This window comes from Pseudohongiella nitratireducens, from assembly GCF_001642735.1.
GTDB lineage: Bacteria > Pseudomonadota > Gammaproteobacteria > Pseudomonadales > Pseudohongiellaceae > Pseudohongiella > Pseudohongiella nitratireducens.
The window spans coordinates 238,359-258,837 of sequence record NZ_LWHM01000001.1 but is presented as its reverse complement, the minus strand read 5'-3'; the positions used below and the strand labels follow the sequence as shown (position 1 = coordinate 258,837).

The window sequence follows — 20,479 nt, the reverse complement described above, 5'->3', positions numbered from 1 at the left end:
CAGGTTGATTCGGACAGGATACGCTATTCGATACCATAATTGGGCCTGTGGTGCTATACTTCGCACCACTTTTTTTCCGCGCCTGACAGTTTCTCAAGGCGCGCGTTCAATATGTATGCTAGATCCATCCTCAGAACTACTTAAGAATAGGAATGACTATGTCGAACGATGGTGCAAAGATAATTTACACTGAAACCGATGAAGCGCCACGCCTGGCAACATACTCATTGTTGCCGATCATTCAGGCGTTTACCCAGGCTGTCGGGGTGTCAGTGGAAACCCGCGATATATCCCTCGCAGGTCGTATCATTGCCAATTTCCCGGAATATCTGAAAGAAGAGCAGCGCATTGGTGACGCTCTGGCAGAGCTGGGTGAACTGGCCAAGCAACCAGAAGCCAATATCATCAAGCTGCCTAATATCAGTGCATCTATTCCGCAACTGATCGCTGCGATCAAAGAGTTGCAGGGGCAGGGCTATGCGCTGCCGGATTACCCGTTTGAACCCAAGACGGATGAAGAAAAAGATATCCAGTCACGTTATGACAAAATCAAAGGCTCTGCCGTAAACCCGGTATTGCGTGAAGGTAACTCGGACCGTCGTGCCCCCGCTTCTGTAAAGAACTATGCGAAAAAGCATCCACACCGCATGGGTGCATGGTCAAACGACTCTAAAACGCATGTATCGCATATGGACGGTGGTGACTTCTATGGAAGCGAGCTGTCAGCAACGATGACTGACGCCGATGACCTGAAAGTCGTGCTGAAAACTGCCAGTGGCGAAAAAGTACTGAAAGAGTCAGTGAAAGTGTTGCCTGGCGAAGTGGTCGATGCCGCTTACATGAGCGCCGCCAAATTGCAGGCGTTTTTTGCTAAAGAAACGGCTGAAGCCAAAGCACAGGGCATTCTGCTTTCCTTGCACCTGAAAGCGACCATGATGAAGGTATCTGACCCCATCATGTTTGGCCATGCTGTGAAAGTGTTCTTTAAATCTGTTTTTGATAAACATGCAGATACGCTGAAGTCACTGGGTGTGAACGTTAACAACGGTTTTGGCGACGTGCTGGCTAAAATCGCAGAACTGCCTGCCGATCAGCGCGAAGCCATTGAAGCTGATATCCAGGCTGCATACAGTGCACAGCCAGAGCTGGCCATGGTTAACTCTGATAAAGGCATCACCAACCTGCATGTCCCGAGTGATGTCATTATTGATGCATCCATGCCAGCCATGATTCGTGATTCCGGTAAAATGTGGGATCGCAACGGCGAGCGCCAGGACACTAAGGCTATGATCCCTGATCGCAGTTATGCCGGTGTTTATCAGGAAACCATCGATTTTTGCCGTGAAAACGGGGCTTTCGATCCGTCCACCATGGGAACGTGTCCTAATGTGGGTCTGATGGCACAGAAAGCGGAAGAATACGGTTCTCACGACAAGACATTTGAGATAGCCGAGTCAGGCACCGTTGTTGTCCTGAACAAAGCTGGCGAAACGGTTTTTTCACATGACGTTGAAGCCGGGGACATCTGGCGTATGTGTCAGGTCAAGGACGAGCCAATTCGTGACTGGGTCAAACTGGCTGTAAACCGTTCGCGATTGAGCGGCATGCCAGCAATTTTCTGGCTGGACAGTGAACGTGCCCACCACCAGGAACTGATCAAGAAAGTGAACGAGTACCTGAAAGAGCACGATACTGATGGTCTGGATATCCGGATTATGTCGCCGGACGAAGCCACTCGTTTCACGTTGCAGCGTATCAAAAATGGCGAAGATACCATTTCTGTGACAGGCAACGTACTGCGTGATTACCTGACTGACCTGTTCCCGATTCTGGAGCTGGGCACATCAGCCAAAATGCTGTCCATCGTCCCTCTGATGAACGGTGGTGGCCTGTTTGAAACAGGCGCAGGTGGTTCCGCGCCCAAGCACGTGCAGCAATTTGTGGAAGAAAACTACCTGCGTTGGGATTCACTGGGTGAATTCCTGGCACTGGCGGCGTCTCTGGAGCACCTGGCACAAAGCACGGATAACCCCGGTGCCCAGATTCTGGCGAATGCACTGGATCAGGCTAATGCCCGTTTCCTGGATAACGACAAATCACCTGCCCGTAAGATCGGTCAGATCGATAACCGTGGCAGCCACTTCTACCTGGGGCTGTACTGGGCTCAGATGTTGGCTGAACAGACGGAAAATGCTGACCTGGCAGATCGCTTCAAGACGCTGTCAGCGGCATTGACAGAGAACGAAGAAAAAATCGTTGCCGAGTTGAATGGTGTGCAAGGCTCACCCGTTGAGATCGGTGGTTACTATCAGCCGAATGCTGAGCTGGTTTCCAACGCCATGCGGCCGTCAGCTACCTTGAATGCGGTGCTGGAATCTTTGTAAGCGTCTGCTAAAGACTGAGTCGCACATTGAAGAGCGGCAACATTTAAAAAGCCGGAGCAGTTAATCTGTTCCGGCTTTTTTGTGTCCGGTGTTTAGGTCATCGAGGTGCCGCCACGCCTGGGCATCATAGCCCCCCATGGTAGACGACTACAGCACATCGGGCCTCACTCGGTGGGTGGAAACTCAGCCTGACGGCTTTAAACAGTCCACCCACTTTCTCGAGCGAGGCCCGATGTGCTTCACGTGGTCTTATTGTCTACCATGGGGGCTATGATACCCAGGCGTTCACCAGGTCGTGTTCCTGAGCTGCCGGAACAGTATTGTCGGAACATAGGTGAGGAGAAACCGGGCATTCATGTTTACATCCCGGACGCCACAGTACCTTCACGGCGGGGGTCTGCAGCGCCGATCATGCCTTCATCCGTGACTAGAATAACGTGCAGGCCAGAGTTTTCTCCGTCGCTTTCACTGACGTTGTAACCGGCTTCAGAAAGCATGTCAGCCAGATTCTGGCCGGGCTCCCGATTGATCTCCACACGCACACTTTCACCCCGAGCTATGATGTTCGGAAAGTCGATCGCTTCCTGCACGCTCAGTCCCCAGTCTACGATGCCGACCACGGTTTTCGCTGTGTATGCAGGGATGGAGTTGCCGCCGGGTGAACCTGTCACCATGTATAACTCCTGGTTTTCATCCAGGATGATTGTCGGAGACATTGATGATCTGGGTCTGGCGCCAGGTCTAACCATATTGGCCGGTTCAGGGGAGCCCGCGGTGTATTCGCGGGAAAAGTCAGTCATCTCGTTGTTCATCAGGAAACCGGCAGCCCATCGTGCCGAACCAAACGGTGATTCAACTGTCATGGTTGCCGAGACCGCATTACCTTCGCTGTCGACGATTGAGAAGTGTGTGGTGCCTGCTGCTTCAAAGGTACTGTCCGGTCCCCAGACGGCTGCAGCACTATTGCCAAGTACCATGCCGGGATCACCGTGCATTGGCATGTCGCCTGGTGCAGTCGGGCTGGCAGCACGTGACTCGATGTAGCGCGGATCAATCAGTTGCGAAACGGGCACCTCAACCTGGTCGGGGTCGCCAAAATAGTAATCACGATCTGCGTAGGCCAGCCGCTGGGCATCGACAAAGGCTCTGACTTTATCGTCCTGAGTTGCTCCTTCTGGCAGGAGTTGATCATAGAGGTTGGCGACCATTATCTGCATTGCGCCGGAAGAGGGTGGTGTTGCCGAGCAAATATTCAAAGAACGCCACTCACCGCAAACAGCCGGGCGTTCCACGGCCTCGTAGGCGGAAATATCCGCAACGGTCATGCTGCCGGCTTCTGGTGCAGCCTGAACGGCTGCCGCCATGGCTTCGGCAATTTCGCCCTGGTAAAACGCTGAGGGGCCTTCCTCGGCAACCCGGCGCAAGGTTTCGGCGTATTCCGGGTTTTGCTTGAGGGTGCCTGCCTGCAATGGCTGTCCGTTCGGGTAAAAGTATTCGCGCGCGCCCGGGTTGTCATCCAGTCGGGTAATCTCAGCCATTTGCGGCAGGTAGCCTGCCATTTTGGCGGTGACTGTGAAGCCTTCACTGGCCAGGCGAATGGCTGGTTCGAACAGGTCTGCCCAAGGCAGTTTGCCGTATTTGTCATGCGCCTGTTTGTACAGCGCGATGGTGCCGGGAACACCGGCGGCCTTACCACTTTGCCAGGCATCCAGGTATCCCATCAGCTCGCCATCACGCATAAACATGTCAGCAGTTGCGCCGCTGGGTGCGGTTTCACGACCGTCCAGAAACGTAACGCCGCCATTATCTTCGTCGAACACCACCATAAAACCGCCACCGCCAATGCCCGAGCTCTCAGGCTCCACCAGGCCAAGCACAGCGTGAGCTGCTATGGCTGCATCAACGGCATGTCCGCCTCTTTCCAGCATGGTGGCTGCGGCATCAGTTGCATCAGGGTTGGCAACGGCTGCCATGTAGCCTTTGTCCCAGTCAGGCTGGCTCTGAGGGGTGGACTGTGCGGGAGGTGCAGGTGCGGCGGATGGTGTCTGTTCGGGAGCAGTTGCTTGCTGATTTGACTCAGAGCAGGCTGCGAGCATGGCGAAACTTAGTACTGCGGCGGTCAGTCTCATGGTCTGATACGTCCTTAGGTCTGGTACTACAAGAGCTTCGAGCATATAACCGAACGTCCGTTAGGACAAGTCGGGCTGCTAATCGGCGTCAGCAGCTGTGACATGGCCTGCCGCATAAAGTCCACCGAAAAACAGTAGTGCGGCTACCAGCAGGTAAGGCAGGCCGATACCCGCCTCGTAGAGAAGAGTGCCGATCAGCGGCCCGCTGATGACACCTGCACCCTGCACGGAAGCCACTGTGCCTGCGGCCATGCCTTGCTCGCCCGGATTCACTGAGTTTGCAGCCAGGGCTGACAGGGAAGGGTAAATCCATCCCATGCCAGAAGCTGCGACGGCAAAACTGGCCCAGATCATCCAACTGGTTTGCGCCAATGCTGTAGAACCAAAGCCGATGGCTGCAACCAGTGAGCCATAGCGAATCAGACGTTGTGGCGGCCATTGCAGTTTGCGCAATACGGACTGTGAAATAACCAGTGCAACACCAACCAGTGTCAATGCAATCCCCGCCACACGAGCTGCATCATTCGGTGCCAGATCCAGTGCATCCAGTGCCACGAACCCTACCGTGGTTTGCGCGATGGCTACGCTAAAGGCAGCGCAGAAGGCAATAGCCATCGGTCGGCGCAACCGCTCGTCGCTGAACTTGAGAGGGGTCGACGGGCGGATATTTTGCGGCGCAGTTGCTGGCAGAGTTCGCCACAGAACCAGCCAGGCAATCGCTGGCAAGATGGCTGTGATGTAAAGCGGGATAGTGAGACTGAGAGGTGCCAGTAGTCCGACAAAACCTGGGCCGATTACCATGCCGGCACCGCTGGCGCTGCCAATGGCGGCCATGGCGCTGGCCCGTTTTTTGGGTTCAATATGGTCAGCGATCAATGCTGAGGAGGTGGCGGGCACCGCCGCATAAAAGGCGCCGACGATGCCGCGCAGCAGGGCGAGGCCAATGAAAACCAGCGTGGCAGCCAGCAATGTCGACAGCGAGTAATCGATAAACAGGCAAAGAGCCGCATAACTTAACGTAAAACCACCCACGCCACGCAGTAAAACGGGACGCCGCCCCACTTTATCAGACAGCCCGCCCCACCAGCGCGCACAAATCACCCAGGTAAAGCCGCCAACTGTCATCGCCGCCCCAATATGCCAGGGTTCCAGTGCCAGGGTTCGGGCCAGTGGTCCGGCGATAGCGACAAAAGCCATGATGCCCATGGTGCCGGAAAAAACAGCAAACATGATAGGCATCAGGCTCAGTGAAGGGGGGCTCTCCTGCTTATCATCAGAGAGAGGTGTCTGAGCGGGTTGGTCAGCGGTTCCAGTCATATCTTTTCATTCCTAACAAGTTTCCTGGCGGCTGATACCAGACTGGCTGAGAAAACGGTGTGTTGAGAGAACAGAGCGTAATACATACATGAAAGGTGAATGATGTTAGCGCCGAGTCTGTTGACGGGCAACCCAAAGGCGGCAACATCTGTTAGAATTCCCGTCTATTCATAATTTGTAGCAACATTGAGGCCGTAACTTATGCCAGCCTATCGCTCCAAAACATCAACTGCCGGTCGTAATATGGCCGGGGCTCGTGCCCTGTGGCGCGCGACCGGTATGAATGATGATGATTTTCAAAAACCTATTATTGCCATCGCCAATTCCTTTACTCAGTTTGTGCCCGGTCATGTCCACCTCAAAGACATGGGACAGTTAGTGGCACGTGAAGTCGAACGAGCCGGCGGCGTTGCCAAAGAATTCAACACAATTGCTGTGGATGACGGTATCGCTATGGGCCACGACGGTATGCTGTATAGCCTGCCCTCGCGTGACATTATTGCCGACTCAGTGGAGTACATGGTTAACGCCCACTGTGCTGATGCACTGATCTGTATTTCCAACTGCGACAAAATCACACCCGGCATGCTGATGGCAGCCATGCGCCTGAATGTACCGGTTATCTTTGTTTCAGGCGGTCCGATGGAAGCGGGTAAGACCAAGCTGTCTGAGAACAAGCTGGATCTGGTTGATGCCATGGTGATTGCTGCCGATGACAGTGTTGATGATGAAACGGTGGCCGAGATTGAGCGCAGTGCCTGCCCGACCTGTGGCTCCTGCTCCGGTATGTTCACGGCCAACTCCATGAACTGTCTGGCCGAAGCGCTGGGGCTGGCACTGCCGGGTAACGGTACTGTCGTAGCCACTCACTCTGACCGTGAAGAACTCTTTCTGGAAGCCGGGCGCAAGATAGTCGAGCTTGCCAAGCTGTATTACGAGAAAGACGATGCGTCAGTGTTACCACGTTCCATCGGCACCTATCAGGCGTTTGAGAACTGTGTCGCGCTGGATATCGCTATGGGTGGTTCCACGAACACCATTTTGCACCTGCTGGCGATTGCCCAGGAAGCTGAAGTGGAGTTCACCATGGCAGACATTGACCGTCTGTCAAAAACGATTCCGCAACTGTGCAAGGTGGCACCTAATACGCAGAAGTATCACATTGAGGATGTTCACCGTGCTGGTGGCATTATGGCCATTCTTGGTGAACTGGATCGCGCCGGGCTGCTGCATACCGACCTGCCCACGGTACACAGTAAAACCATGGGACATGCTCTGGCCAAATACGACATCATGCGTGGTGTCAGTGAAGAGATCAAAACATTCTACAAAGCGGGCCCGGCAGGCATTCGTACCCAGACTGCTTTCAGTCAGTCTGAGCGCTGGACCAGCCTGGATGCTGATCGTGAAAATGGCTGCATCCGGTCTCTGGAGCATGCCTTTAGCTTAGAAGGCGGTCTGGCTGTCCTGTATGGCAATATTGCGCTGGATGGCTGTGTCGTTAAAACGGCGGGTGTTGACGACTCTATCCTGGTCTTTGAAGGTTCAGCCTATGTAACGGAGTCTCAGGACGAAGCCGTTGCTGACATCCTGGCAGACAAAGTGAAGGCTGGTGATGTGGTTATCGTTCGCTACGAAGGGCCCAAAGGTGGTCCGGGTATGCAGGAAATGCTCTATCCAACCTCATACATCAAGTCCAAAGGCCTGGGTAAGGATTGTGCCCTGCTGACAGACGGCCGCTTTTCAGGTGGTACGTCAGGTCTGTCGATTGGTCACGTTTCGCCAGAAGCGGCGGCCGGTGGTGCTATTGGTTTGGTACGCCAGGGCGACCGTATCCGTATCGACATTCCGAACCGCAGCATCGATGTGATGATCAGCGATGAAGAGCTGGCGCATCGCCGTGCCGAGCAGGATAAGCTGGGCTGGAAACCGGCCAAAGAGCGTCCACGTAAAGTCAGTGCCGCACTGAAAGCTTACGCCTTGCTGGCGACCAGTGCCGATAAAGGTGCAGTCCGGGATCTGAGTCAGCTAGACTGAACCTGGAAGCCAGAAGCCAGAAGCCAGAAGCCAGAAGCCATAAGTCAGAGCTCAGCAAGAGACCCCATGGGAGTGAACAACCTCATGGGGTTTTTTGTTAGTGGTTGGAAAAATTCGAAGGACTCATAAAAAGCCAGCGCATTAAAATCCGCTACATCCAGAATGACACCGGCGGCGGGTATGCCGTGGGGCTGAGAAGCGATCCGATAGGCATTTCTTAATGCGTGAACTAATATTTTGCTGCCAAGCTCCTGGCCTTGATGATTGATGTCTACCCCAAGTTGAGCGAGCAGAATGACTGGAATGGGGTATCTGGGAAGTTGTCTTTTATCAGGCAGATCCTCTCGAGCCAATGTCTGGTGAGCGAGGGTGTAGAAGGCTGCTATGGATGTTTTTTTATTATGACGTTGCTTTCCATGCAAAACAAAGGTTCTGTTCAGGTTTAATGCAGCATTTTTTGCAGCAAATCGACGTAAATATGTAGTAATGTCTCTATTGCCGCAGTCGAAAGTACGAACGTCGGCGACTCTGGAATCGAGTGGAACAAAGTCAGCCTTGCTCATCCAACGAAAACCCTTCCTGGTCAAGTTTTTGCGCGGCACGTTTCAATTTGTGTGAAACAGGTTGGGGAGAGTCGCAAGCCTGGCAAAATGCGTCGAACTCGGCATTGCTGAGCTTGACCTGGTTGTATGTCTGTAATGTTTCTGGTGCGTGTTGCTGGATGAGTTGAGATACATAGGCCTTGATACTGCCAAGACCAGCAGCCCGAGCTGCTCGTTCTGCCAGTTGATGCGTGTCTTCGTCCCACTGCATTTCATAACGAATGGTTTTGCTCATAACCGTTTACCGTTCCTGAGATCTGGTCTGAAAGACTGGCAATGGTTAGTCCGTCGCCTAGAGTATAATTTTACGGTAAAAAACCGTAGTCAGTTTAATTGTTACGGATTATTTCCGTAATATCAACAGATTTTCATGCAAAAGAATTTCTACAGCTGGATGTAAGGAACTCTGTTCCTTTCCGGCATTTATAGCAGAAAGTCAGCAGCCTGGCGCAGCAGCTGTCAGTAATGGAGATAATATGAAAGAGCTCAACATCCTGTATATTCATGGCTTTGGCTCGAAAGTCGATCCCAGTAGCGACAAGCGCATGGCACTGGACAAGATTGCGCAAGTCGAAGCCGTGGCACCGGATTATTCAACGTCGTATGAAGACGTATTGGCAACCGTTCAGCCTTATCTGGATAAAGCCGACCTCATGCTGGGCACCTCCATGGGCGGGTTTCTGGTCTCGCGCCTGTGTGAGCTGACAGGCAAGCCGTTCGTGGCCATTAACCCGGTGCTAAGAACCCAGGCAACCCTGAGCAAATATATCGGCACTCACCAGGATCATGTCGGTCGCACTTTTACGTTGAGCGAACAGACTGTCAGTACGTATCCCGACTTTCTCCCGAGCGCTGACCTGGGTATGGTGCTGCTGGATATGGGGGATGAACTGATTGACTCTGAAATCACAAAAACTGTACTGGAACCGCTTATGCCAGTGCATGCCTTCGCTGGCGGCAGCCACCGCTTCAGTCATATGGAAGAGGCCTTGCCGCTGATTCAGGGGTTCATTCAGGACGCGTCCCTGCGTTCATGAACCCCAGGTGAGCCTTTAGAACATGCGCAGAAAGTGATCATCCTCGACTACACGCAGGCAAAGGCAATCGCTGTTCATGCCTATCACGGGTGTTGGATCGATACGCACACTGGCACCAGCATAACGACCGGCTACGGTAAATGTGCTGACCTGCACATACTGTTCTGCGATTCTGGGTAGCGGGAAGAATTGCTGATAGATTTGGTCCTGGCTGTCGAATTTACCTTTTGTGCTTGCCATCACTTTGTCCTGCTGGTTGAGCAGCGTAATGTTGGCGCCGCCGCGTCCCACAATAGGTTTTATGGCATAACCGCTTGCTGTCAGTGATGCCGTCAATTCAAAAGCCGATTCGAGTAAATAGGAGTACTCGGGGAACAGTTGCCACAATACCGGGGATATGGCTTTGTTACTGGGGATGAGTGTCCAAAGCGGTTCGTAAACCATGACATCACCACGTAATAGCACATCGACCAGTCGTGGCGAACCACTGTGTGGCTCACCGGGTTGATAGCGTTCCAGTTGAGCCGCGTCGTTGTTGCACTCTTCTCGGATTTGATTCAGTGCGGTTTCCCAGGCCCAGGTCTTCCAGACCCTGCGGATCCTGGTGCCATCGGCATCAACTATGGAGCCATCAGGAGCCCAGTTGAGTCCCTCTACGCCATAAAGTATTTTGCTTGGGATACCGGCCTCTTCCATCGCTTCGCGCATGAATAGCGCATGGTAGGTCTCTTCCGGGTCATCGTCCTGCATGATATGAATCAGGCCGTCGACATCGCTGTTTTTCCAGGCCTTGCGCAGGCATTTGTGGAGCTGTTTGCCCGGATTGGCGCCGATGTTACAGGCAAAATGTTTGGCCCAGCGCCCCTGAACTTTACCGGTTTCCATATAACAGGCGGCAGAGTCACAGTTGTACTCATAGGTTTTAAGGCCTTTCTCAGACAGTGAAAAATCGAAGCGCCCGGTAATCATCTGGTTCCGCCGGTTATTCCATGACTGCCGTATCCTGCTCCAAAGCACCTCGGGGATGTTGAAATAGCGTAGCAATGAGTCGTCTTTCAACACATATTCTGTGGCATGCATGTACAGTGCATGCAACTCATTGGAGGCACGCTGCAGCTCTGCCATTGCCGTTTCGGAGGCGATATAGAAAAGATCATCCTGCCCGCTGGCTGCAAGTCGATGGCCTTTCATCATCGCAACATAGGCAGCTTCATCCGCATTGGCCATATTCAACCAGGCGCGGTTTCGTTTAGTCTGTTGAATATTTGCCCGGTTAGCCTGCAGATTAAAAAGTTCAGGTGGCGGTGCTTCGATAATTTCTGCTTCACTGGCGTCATCAGTCTGCATGACCCAGCCCAGGATGGTTGCGTCGCCGAAGGAGCACTCCAGCCAATAGTCACCGTCGTCGGTCACCATTGCCTTGATCTGGCGGGAGTAATTGCACCCCTCAGGCCAACGCCAGTCTCCGACATTCTGCTCGGCAAGACGAACAAATTGTTCACTGACTTCAGTGATGACAGCAACGTGGCCGGTCATTTCAAATTCACCACCCTCTTCATAAATCAGCAGGCTGCCTGCCGTCGGGTGACGTTTGCATCCGTTTTTGAAAGAGTGCAATGGCAATCTCTTTTTATCGGCAACATGGAGGACCGATGTCAGCCGGAAAATATCGTGTGCCATCGCGATGTCGTCAAAAACGTAACCATGGTGCAGGTACAGCCAGCGCCGCGCAAACTCCACGCACTGCCATTTGTGGCCCAGGTAAACACCATTGATTTCACTTCGATAGGCCTTGCGTGTAGGTAGATCTTCGTCGCTGGCGCTTTGGTAATCGCAGGAGTACGCTGGGACATTGCCAGGGGCTAAACCAAGAACGGTGCCAAATTTTTCTTTACGCAGGGATGAGGTTTCCAATTGCAGACAGCTCCACAGTCGTCGGGTAGACGCAATGGCGCGAAGTCTAAACTAACTGCAGGAAATACCCCTTTGATTATTTGTATCATCGATACAGATAACGATAGAAAAATGGATGATGGTGTTTGAGGCAGAACAGCCGGACAGCTCGCATGAACTGTCCGACTGGAGTTCTGAGGCGCTCAGCCTGCGCTCAGCTCTTTGTGCCTGACTATGATCTTGCTCATATCATGACGACAGGTGCCGGCTTTCTTGATCAGTTTGTCTTCGCAAATGTCGCAACGCACGCACTCTTTGAAGTCGATCTTTTCGCGTTTGATGGCACCGGTTGGACATGACTTCTCACAGACTGAACACAATTCACACTGCGGTACACGTTTGATACGTTTGGGGGCGACCAGAGAAATAACGCCCAGCGCCGCGCCGAGTGGGCAAACGTAGCGGCAGTAAAAGCGTGGAATGACAAACGAGGCCAACAGGAAAGCCGCAAGGATGGCAAACAGTATGGCCGAACCGCTCATGAAAAACAGTGTGCCAAAAGGCTCAAAGTACTGGAATATCTGTACGTTATTGAACACCACGGCCATGATGATAATGAATGCCAGGAAGCCATATTTGATGTACAGCGCCTTTTCGTGAACGGCCTGAGGCATTTTGGGCATCTTATTGCGCAGCGATTTTGGCGTCAGTTTGGTAATGATGTCCTGGACGGCGCCAAAGGGGCACAGCGAGGAACAGAACACGCGGCCCCAGATCAGGGTAGTCACCAGTGTGAAGACAACAATCATGGTCACTGGCAGGTTGTTCAGGAAGGCTGACGGTCCTTGTGTCAGTACGCCCGTAATGTGCGCGACAGACAGGAAGCCGGCCTCCATGAAGCCTAAATAGACGAGTGTGGAAAGTAGTGCTGCCCAGCGCCAGCGGGTGTTTTTGGTAAAGAAGGCAATCAGTACCAGGGCAAAAATTATCCCGATAATAACGACTTTCTCCCAGGCGGTGACGCCCCAGGGCGGATCTGCCACGAACTGACGCACGGCGTTATTTTCCCAACGCTCGATATCAGCTATTTCCTCCTCACTGAGCACAGGAATGTTCTGTGCCAGTTGCATACCCAGACCGACTGGCTGAAACTCAATCTTGTAGGGTTCGAGACTGCCCAAGGGCTGGAAGCCGATGTTGATTGGCTCTGTAATGTCGTAGGAATCATCGATGACCAGGGCGCCAGCAAATTCGGCTCGGCCGGCAATCATGCCTGCATCGGCATTGCCAGCAGTCACCAGGCGGTTGGCAGTGATGCGTCGGGTCGGCATGTCACCTTGCTGCAATGTTAGCCGGTCCTGACGAAATTGCTGGTAGCCGGAGCCGCCGACGCCAAGCAGAATCATCTCGCTACCGCCAAGGCGGGCAGCGGCATCTCGTTCCGCTCGGGCATAAGCGTCCTGACCGATCCAGTACTCACCTAAAGCAGCATCGCCCATGTAAGTCAGTGTTAACTGTAACTCCTGACCTCCGGGAATAGGCATGGTCAATTGGTGAACGATCCCTTCTGCAAGCAATTGTTCCCAGGTATAGGGTTTTAGCTGGTCCAGAATTCGTGTTTTACGGGCACGGTCCACCGCGGTTTCCAGCGTGAAACCGTTATAGGCTGCGGCAACCCGCCGTCCGGCTTCTCGCAGACCACGGCTGATGGCAAAGCTGGTAACGGTAGCGCCGGAGATGCCATCAATGTCTTGTCGCACCTGAAAATCATCAAGAATACTTTTGCCGTAATACTGGGCCTGGAAGACCGGATCGGCAGCAAAATCGCCTACGGTGTTGGTATACGACTCGACATAATGGAGGATCTTGAAACCAGTAATCTGGTTATCCGTGTTAATGCCGGCAAGCATTGCAATAGGGGCGCTGAAGCCTCTTTCTTCGGGTGGTACATCTGCTGTCAGGAATACATAACCGATCAGGGTTTGCTGGCCAGAGTCAGGGTTGACCTGATAGGCCTCCCAGACGGGTGGTTCACCTGATTTTTCGTCGGAAAAAGCATCTGCCTCAGGCATCACCTGAGATAGCCACTCGCGCTGTACATCCGTGGAAAATGGCGTGGCCACCGGGTTCCCTTCCCGGGGCTGGCGAGGCGGCTGGGCGTGTGCCAATGTTATGCTGCAGATAACAGCCAGCAGCATAATCAGCCGTACAACGGTTGATTTCATGTTGGTCAGTATTCCTGTCGTCGTCTTTATTAAGGCGTGTAACCATACCTCTCATCATGTCGAAGTGGTATAAATACATGCTGAAAAATAATAACAAAGTGTTACACAGAATGGTGTACAGGGGTTGATCAAAAGCAAGATTGCCCTCATTACTAGTCATAGTGCCAATGAATGCCAACTAATACATCGCGACAACCTACGGAGGTCACACCCATGTCCCTGAGAATTAATGATGTTGCACCGGATTTTACTGCCGACTCGACTGCCGGTGAATTAAATTTCCATAACTGGATAGGCGACAGCTATGCCATCCTGTTTTCCCACCCGAAAGACTTTACGCCAGTATGCACGACAGAGTTTGGGGCAGTCGCCCAACTGGCGCCCGAGTTTGCCAAGCGCAATACGAAGGTGATGGGTGTGTCAGTCGATAGTGTGGATGATCACAAGAAGTGGAAGCAGGATATTGAGGCATTTGCCGGAGCGCCTGCTGACTTCCCGATTATTGATGACACATCATTAGCTGTGTCCAAGCTCTATAACATGCTGCCAGCAGAGGCTTACTTGCCTGACGGTCGTACACCTGCCGACAGTGCCACTGTGCGCACGGTGTTCATTATTGGTCCTGACAAAAAAGTCCGCCTGATGATGACTTACCCTATGACAGTCGGTCGTAACTTTGCCGAGATTCTGCGGGCTCTGGATGCACTGCAGGCAACTGATGGAGTACCTGTGGCAACCCCAGCAAACTGGGTGCCGGGTGAAGATGTGATCGTGGCATTGAGCTTGAATGATGACCAGGCAAAAGAGAAATTCGGCGACCTGGATATCAAGTTACCTTACCTGCGTTTTGCCAAATCGCCTAAGTAAATAACCTAAGTAAGCTGCACTATAATAAAGCCGACTGTTCTGATTCCTCAGTGTGACAGTCGGCTTTTTTCTTTCTTGCTGTATGACCTGCTTTACAAGGTCTCAGAATCCGTCTACTCGCCTTCTACCATTGCCTTCATATTACCAAGCGCGCGCTCAAATGTGGCACGCCTCCGCGCCAGATCTTCATCCTTTGCTGCCTGGTCGGCATGATTGGAAACATCCAGCATCACGGTATAGCGCAACTGTGTGTTATTGGCATCTATAGGGCGTGCTTCCATGAAACCATGGTAGAGATTATGGAATTCTCCGGGGATCGCTGGTTGAGTGTAGCCGTAGGAAAGAGGCGTCTTGGCCACCATTATTTCCGTAATACGGCCACCAGCCAGAACACGAACAGTGCCAATTTCACCATCACCTTCCGAGATAGTGCAGTCCACCCCTAGCCAGTCACTGATGCTGCAATAATCCTCACCGACTTGAGACCATACTTCACTGGCAGTTCCTTCTACATCAATTTGCAAGGCTATTGCTGCGTATTCCGGCTCAGCCAGCGTGAAGGTGGAAAATGCCAGGGTGCTTAGTGCGGATAGTGTAATCAGTGCCTTCTTCATCGATTGGATCCTTTTTTATTAGTCATGCCTTACAAGGTTGTAGCGATTGTCTCAGAAAACCGGTTCTTAGGCGATTCATGACTTCAACGAGCTGTCGCAGTCAGCAGTCAGTTCACCTGAATATAAGCTCAACTTGTCGCTATAAATGCACATAGATGCATCAAGCGTGCAGAAAACCGCACCATTGCGAGGCGAATAGGCCTGCGCCAATTTTGTGCTTTTGTCAGTTGAAGATGACAGGAAAATATATTTTTAATTTTACTTTTCATTCTGCAATGGTGCGTTTTTCAGTTTTGGTGCAGTTCGTGAGCTTAAGTGGTGCCGAGCTAATGCTCTAAGTCGCAATGGTTTCGCACCTTACGTTGGGCGTGCACCTTTTCAGTGATTTTTCTGATTTGCAGTGCCCAATCCTGGATACCCTATTTGGCTAATTGACGCCAGGTCTCAATTTGATGGCTGGCACGAAACGTGCTCAACCCCTTCTGACTTACCGCAATAACAAAAATCCGGACAGAACATCAGCTGTCGATGCGGCATAAAAAATCATAACGACCAAAAGACTATTAAGAGACCTGAAGTAAGCGGGGCTTGACTACACATACGAGGAATATCGCTATGCCTAGGAAGTATGAGAAAACCAGAAAACCTTTCAAGATGAAACTGCTCTCTGCGGCTGTTTCCGTTTCACTGTTTCCAGTAGCAGCCCCACTGGTAGTGGCGCAAGAGGAACCGCAATTGGAAGAGGTGGTGGTAACAGGGTCGCGTATCACAAGATTTGAAGGTGACTTTGTCGCTCCAGTGCTGTCCATGGATGCCCAGCAAATGGAGCGCTCCGGTAAAGTTAACGTAGAAGACTTCGTGAGCGAAGTAGCTGCGCTCGTTGGCTCTGACGGTTCCTTTGAAGGTGCTGACGAAGGTGGTGCAATGACAGGTGTTAACGCACTCAATATGCGTAACCTGGGCACTAACCGAACGCTGGTTCTGGTTAATGGTCGTCGACATGTGAGTTCCATCGCATCCGGTGAGCCGCTCGTTGATACCAATACGATTCCTACGGCGCTGATTGAACGAGTGGACGTGCTGACTGGTGGTGCGTCAGCGGTTTATGGTGCTGATGCGGTATCAGGTGCAGTTAACTTTGTACTGAAAGATGATTTTGAAGGCTTTGATATGCGGACCCAGGGCGGCATGGCTGACCGTGGTGACGCGGAAGACTTCTTTGCTTCGTTTGTCTGGGGTTCTAACTTTGATGATGATCGGGGCAACATCACAGCCAGTTACGAATTCCGTAAACAGAATAAACTGGAAATTTTCGAGCGTGATTTTGGTCTCGAAAATCGTGAGTATCTGGTAAATAACCCGGATGAGTTCCGTCAGACAGATGACCCGAATGTGCCTGATCGCATCGTAGCAGGGCAGCGCCACTATATCTTCACATCACCTGCGGGTCGTTATGACATCATGGGTACTGATGCAACAACGGGTGAAGAGATCGCCTTTGGTGATCTGACACTCAATAATATGGGCAACACCTACCGCCTGGGCACACCAGTATCGGGTGCGCATTACATTGGTGAAGGTGGTGACGGTACGCCGACTGCTTACTTTACTAACCAGTTCCTGCCAGAAACGGAAGTTCACTCCGTTAACATGTTGGGACGTTATGACCTGACCCCGACCACAACGGCCTTTACTGAGTTGAAGTACGTAAAGACGGATGCGGTTAGCCCTCGAAATGCGTCATTTACATCAGCACTTGAGTTGAAGCTGGATAACCCCTTCCTGACGGATTCATTTCAAGAAGCGCTGGCTGGCGTTAACGACCCGACTATCAGTCTGGCACGTGATGACATCGAGTTGCGCTCCATTGATGACAACACACGTGAAACGTATCGAGCTGTGGCCGGTTTCCGTGGTGAGCTGACTGATTGGCTTAACTATGAAGTGTCAGCCAACTATGGCCGAACTGAAGTCGAAGCAAGAATTTCCAACATGCGTCGCGAAGACCGTTACTTCGCAGCTATCGATGCTGTGATTGACCCGGCTACAGGTGAGCCAACCTGTCGTTCGAACCTGGATCCCAGTGCAGTGCCGCCGAATGATAGCATCGTGTCCTCATGGAAACCTGAGGTTTGGGGTGATTCTGCAAACATGACATTCACGCCAGGGGCTAATAGCGGTTGTATTCCTTTTAACCCATTGGTCGATGGGACGCCTGGTTACTTTGCCTCAGGCAACCTGCCAGACAGTTTCCCGAACGCTGCCGCAATTGACTTTATTACCGGGAACGGTGTGCCGCTGGTTAACAAGGGTCAAGTGACGCAAACAGTATTAAATGGCTTTGTGTCAGGTAATACCGGTGGTGTTGGTTTCAGCCTGCCTGCAGGTCCGATCGATTTTGTGCTCGGCGGTGAATACCGCGAAGAGAAAATTGTCAACGACATTAACGACATCAGCAGTAATGAAAACGGTCTGACGCAGCTCAGTTTTGAGCGTGACAGCAAGTCATCCTACGATGTCAGTGAGATCTTTACAGAAGTATCAGTTCCAGTCTTTGAAGACCTGGGACCATTAATGCAGATGCTGCGAGTGGATGGTGCTTATCGTTTCTCAGACTATTCAACCATTGGTCAGACCAGCGCGTTTAGTGTTGGTGCCAACTGGACGCTGAACGACAGTATCATTTTGCGTGGTTCACATGGCAAGTCCGTACGATCCCCGAACCTTGAAGAATTGTTCGAGCCAGATAACGAAGGCTCTTTCCGCCCGGATGATGTGTGTGAACAGACCAACCTGGGCATTCAATCCCCAACCACAATCGCTAACTGTGCCGCTGAACTTTCAGCGCTTGGCGTTGATCCCGCTACGTTCATTAATGCGTATCCGGTAGGTCGCCCTGGCCTGGTTGGTGGTAACCCGGATCTGAGTGAAGAGACCAGTGAGACGGATACCATTGGTGTGGTCTTTACACCGACATTTTTGCCGAACGTTGTTGCCACACTGGACTACTGGACCATTTCACTGGAAGACGGGATTCTGTACCCCAGTGATGATGAAATTGTCGAGCAGTGTTATAGCGCGGCGAGCCTGGATAACCAGTTCTGTGACATGTTTACGCGTGTTTCAGAAGGGGTCGAAGGTGTGCTCGGTGTAGTAGACGCGCTGGAGCAACGCCCTGTTAACGTCAGCCAGATCAAAACATCGGGTATCGATTTCAGTCTTTCATACCAGACCGACCTTGGTTATGACGCAGGTTCCTTGTCATTGAGTTTCGCCGGTACCAAGCTGGAAGAGCTGATGACCCAGCCGACTGTCGCTCCCAAGCTTGTGGATGAAGTTGGGCAGGTGGAAACGCTGTTGGGCGGGCAGGCGCCGGAATGGGTGTTTAACTTTGACGCGGCATGGGAGCGTGGGCCGGTTACAGTCGCCTATGGCTCACATTATCAAAGTGGCCTGGACAGATTTACTGCAGACGAAGTCTCTCGCTCTCCTGATATCTCGGAGATGATGGGCACTAAAGATCTGCTGGTTCATGATATCCAGGCTGACTATCGCTTCAACGAAGGTCTGCGAGCCTACCTGGGTGTTAACAATCTGACTGATGAGTTGCCTGATCGAACCTACCTGAACGTGCCGGTTGGCGCACGTGGGCGGTATGTCTACATGGGCGTGAGCGCGAGCTTTGAAAGCCTCACTGGAATAGGCCTCTTCTAATGAGCCTGGCAGTACATCAAATGACCGGTTCTCGCGATGCATGGATGCTGGCTCGGGCGCAAGCCCGGGCTGGCAATCTGCCTGAAGCCTTATCTCTGTTAACTGAGGTTAGCAGGATGGAGCCAGAAAATACTGAAGCTTTGTCCTTGGCTTGTTCTCTGGCGGCCAAATTGCGGAATTGGTCAATGATGATGCAAACTGCCGGTGCCTGGACCCGATCCTCTCCTGAATCGGTCCAGGCCTGGCAGTCCCTGTCTCACGCTTGCTTTGAGCAAAAACAGTTTGTTGATGCGATAGCAGCGTTTGATGTTGTTATTTCCCTTGATCCTGAAAACTATCGACACCGTGTGAGTGCGGCACGCATCGCAACGGCAGCGGAACAATACGACAGCGCGCGAGCACACCTGGCTGTGGCGACGAAGATCAGCCCGGAGTCCAGTGATGTTTTACTGGCATCTTGCCGGTTGAATTATTTGACAGGTGAGTTAGAGCAGGCGGAAGAGGACTGCCGGAAAGCACTGAAGATTAACCCTAATCTTGCACCGGCTTATATCACATTAGGGCAGTTGCGACAGGGAAAACTCAGCACCGACGAGATTGGTGACTTGCGACGATTGCTGGCAGTGCCCCGTCTGCATCCTGAATATAAAGCCTCACTGTTTTTCACCTTAGGTGATGCTTTGGATGCGACCAGGGATGTCGCGGGCGCTTTCACAGCGTGGCAGGAAGCGAATCGTGTGAATCTGCACATATCCCGTCAAGAAGGTATTCGCTACAACCGGGCCCGGCAAGAGGAAGAAACTGAGATCATCAGGGCATTATTCCCCGATGTCAAAGGGAATGAGCTGGCTGCTTCTCCATCTAAAAACTGCGACAAAGTGCAGCCAATATTTGTACTCGGCATGCCAAGATCAGGAACAACCCTGATCGAGTCCATCCTGGCGTCACATAGCAACGTGTCAGGAGCGGGTGAATTGCCAGCGTTGCCTGAAATTCACGATGAACTGATCGCTCTGGCGCGCCGCATTGGCGCCTGGGAGGCTCGTGAAGTTATTAGCTGCAAGATTGACCACTGGCGTGAACGCTATCTAGCAGCACTGCCAGATAGTGGGAATGGTGGTTGGGTTGTTGATAAGCAGCCATTGAACTTTCGTTCCATTGGTTTGATTCGCATGCTGTTTCCTGAATCGCCAATTATTGCTACTCAGCGGGATGTGCTGGAAGTCGGTCTGTCAATTTACAGACATGACTTCTCCAAAAACTGGCCATGCGCTCATCGCCTTGAAGATATTGGCCATTACATGGGTGTTCATCATCGCATTATGCAGCACTGGACCCAGTGCAATGCCAGCAACTTCCTGGTTGTTGAGCACAAGAAAATGATTACTAATCCCAAAAAAGAAATCAGCCGTCTACTCGATTATTCAGGGTTAGCAGAAGAGCTGGCCTGTTTTGAGCCACATAAAACCAAGCGGTCGATTTCTACATTCAGTGCTGTGCAGGTCAGGCAGCCTGTTTCATCCGCTTTCAGCGGTCGCGCACAACCTTATATATCCTACCTTGAGCCGCTTGTGACAGCGCTTCAAGCCGCGGGTATTGATATGGCCCCTGGTCATGAATTGGAAACCCAGAGAAGTGAGAGGTTATGAAGCAAAGAAAA

General features: G+C 52.1%; 13 protein-coding genes. 6 read left to right on the top strand and 7 right to left on the bottom strand.

From position 1 onward, the window contains the following. Positions 1-158: 158 nt before the first annotated feature. Positions 159-2,384: an NADP-dependent isocitrate dehydrogenase gene (locus PSCS_RS01085; protein ID WP_082866683.1), complete on the top strand. Its 2,226-nt coding sequence runs from the start codon at positions 159-161 to the stop codon at positions 2,382-2,384. 359 nt (positions 2,385-2,743) lie between these two features. Here PSCS_RS01085 and ggt read toward each other — a convergent pair whose 3' ends face one another. Continuing rightward, on the bottom strand, positions 2,744-4,513 hold the full coding sequence (gene ggt, locus PSCS_RS01080) for a gamma-glutamyltransferase (protein WP_068809930.1): 1,770 nt from the start codon (positions 4,511-4,513) through the stop codon (positions 2,744-2,746). A gap of 78 nt (positions 4,514-4,591) precedes the next feature. Next, positions 4,592-5,830, bottom strand: coding sequence for an MFS transporter (locus PSCS_RS01075; RefSeq protein ID WP_082866684.1), 1,239 nt, complete (start codon positions 5,828-5,830; stop codon positions 4,592-4,594). A 201-nt stretch (positions 5,831-6,031) separates the two neighbouring features. Between PSCS_RS01075 and ilvD the strand changes: the two genes are divergently transcribed. Next, positions 6,032-7,867, top strand: coding sequence for a dihydroxy-acid dehydratase (gene ilvD, locus PSCS_RS01070; RefSeq protein WP_068809929.1), 1,836 nt, complete (start codon positions 6,032-6,034; stop codon positions 7,865-7,867). A 44-nt stretch (positions 7,868-7,911) separates the two neighbouring features. Here ilvD and PSCS_RS01065 read toward each other — a convergent pair whose 3' ends face one another. Together PSCS_RS01065 and PSCS_RS01060 are read right to left on the bottom strand one after the other, a co-directional pair. Continuing rightward, on the bottom strand, positions 7,912-8,430 hold the full coding sequence (locus PSCS_RS01065) for an N-acetyltransferase (RefSeq protein WP_068809928.1): 519 nt from the start codon (positions 8,428-8,430) through the stop codon (positions 7,912-7,914). After that, positions 8,417-8,704 (bottom strand): type II toxin-antitoxin system TacA family antitoxin, encoded by a 288-nt coding sequence (locus tag PSCS_RS01060; RefSeq protein ID WP_068809927.1) that lies wholly within the window; start codon positions 8,702-8,704, stop codon positions 8,417-8,419. Before PSCS_RS01060 ends, PSCS_RS01065 begins: the two co-directional genes overlap by 14 nt. 241 nt (positions 8,705-8,945) lie before the next feature. Here PSCS_RS01060 and PSCS_RS01055 point away from each other — a divergent pair, with 241 nt between their 5' ends. Next, positions 8,946-9,506: a YqiA/YcfP family alpha/beta fold hydrolase gene (locus PSCS_RS01055; RefSeq protein WP_068809926.1), complete on the top strand. Its 561-nt coding sequence runs from the start codon at positions 8,946-8,948 to the stop codon at positions 9,504-9,506. Between the two features lie 15 nt (positions 9,507-9,521). On the opposite strand, the gene gss is transcribed toward PSCS_RS01055, so the two are convergent. Next, the gene (gss, locus tag PSCS_RS01050) at positions 9,522-11,420 is read right to left on the bottom strand and encodes a bifunctional glutathionylspermidine amidase/synthase (protein WP_068809925.1); all 1,899 of its coding nucleotides are present in this window, start codon (positions 11,418-11,420) and stop codon (positions 9,522-9,524) included. Positions 11,421-11,602: 182 nt separating this feature from the next. Continuing rightward, a complete protein-coding gene (locus tag PSCS_RS01045; RefSeq protein WP_068809924.1) occupies positions 11,603-13,624 on the bottom strand; it encodes a NosR/NirI family protein in 2,022 nt (673 codons plus the stop codon). A 213-nt stretch (positions 13,625-13,837) separates the two neighbouring features. Here PSCS_RS01045 and PSCS_RS01040 point away from each other — a divergent pair, with 213 nt between their 5' ends. Continuing rightward, on the top strand, positions 13,838-14,491 hold the full coding sequence (locus tag PSCS_RS01040) for a peroxiredoxin (protein ID WP_068809923.1): 654 nt from the start codon (positions 13,838-13,840) through the stop codon (positions 14,489-14,491). A 113-nt stretch (positions 14,492-14,604) separates the two neighbouring features. On the opposite strand, the gene PSCS_RS01035 is transcribed toward PSCS_RS01040, so the two are convergent. Next, on the bottom strand, positions 14,605-15,105 hold the full coding sequence (locus PSCS_RS01035) for an SRPBCC family protein (RefSeq protein WP_068809922.1): 501 nt from the start codon (positions 15,103-15,105) through the stop codon (positions 14,605-14,607). Positions 15,106-15,720: 615 nt separating this feature from the next. On the opposite strand from PSCS_RS01035, the gene PSCS_RS01030 reads away from it, so the two are divergent. Together PSCS_RS01030 and PSCS_RS01025 are read left to right on the top strand one after the other, a co-directional pair. Next, positions 15,721-18,819: a TonB-dependent receptor domain-containing protein gene (locus tag PSCS_RS01030; RefSeq protein WP_082866685.1), complete on the top strand. Its 3,099-nt coding sequence runs from the start codon at positions 15,721-15,723 to the stop codon at positions 18,817-18,819. After that, positions 18,819-20,468 (top strand): tetratricopeptide repeat-containing sulfotransferase family protein, encoded by a 1,650-nt coding sequence (locus PSCS_RS01025; RefSeq protein ID WP_068809920.1) that lies wholly within the window; start codon positions 18,819-18,821, stop codon positions 20,466-20,468. The genes PSCS_RS01030 and PSCS_RS01025 overlap by 1 nt, the downstream gene beginning before the upstream one ends. Positions 20,469-20,479: the final 11 nt, after the last annotated feature.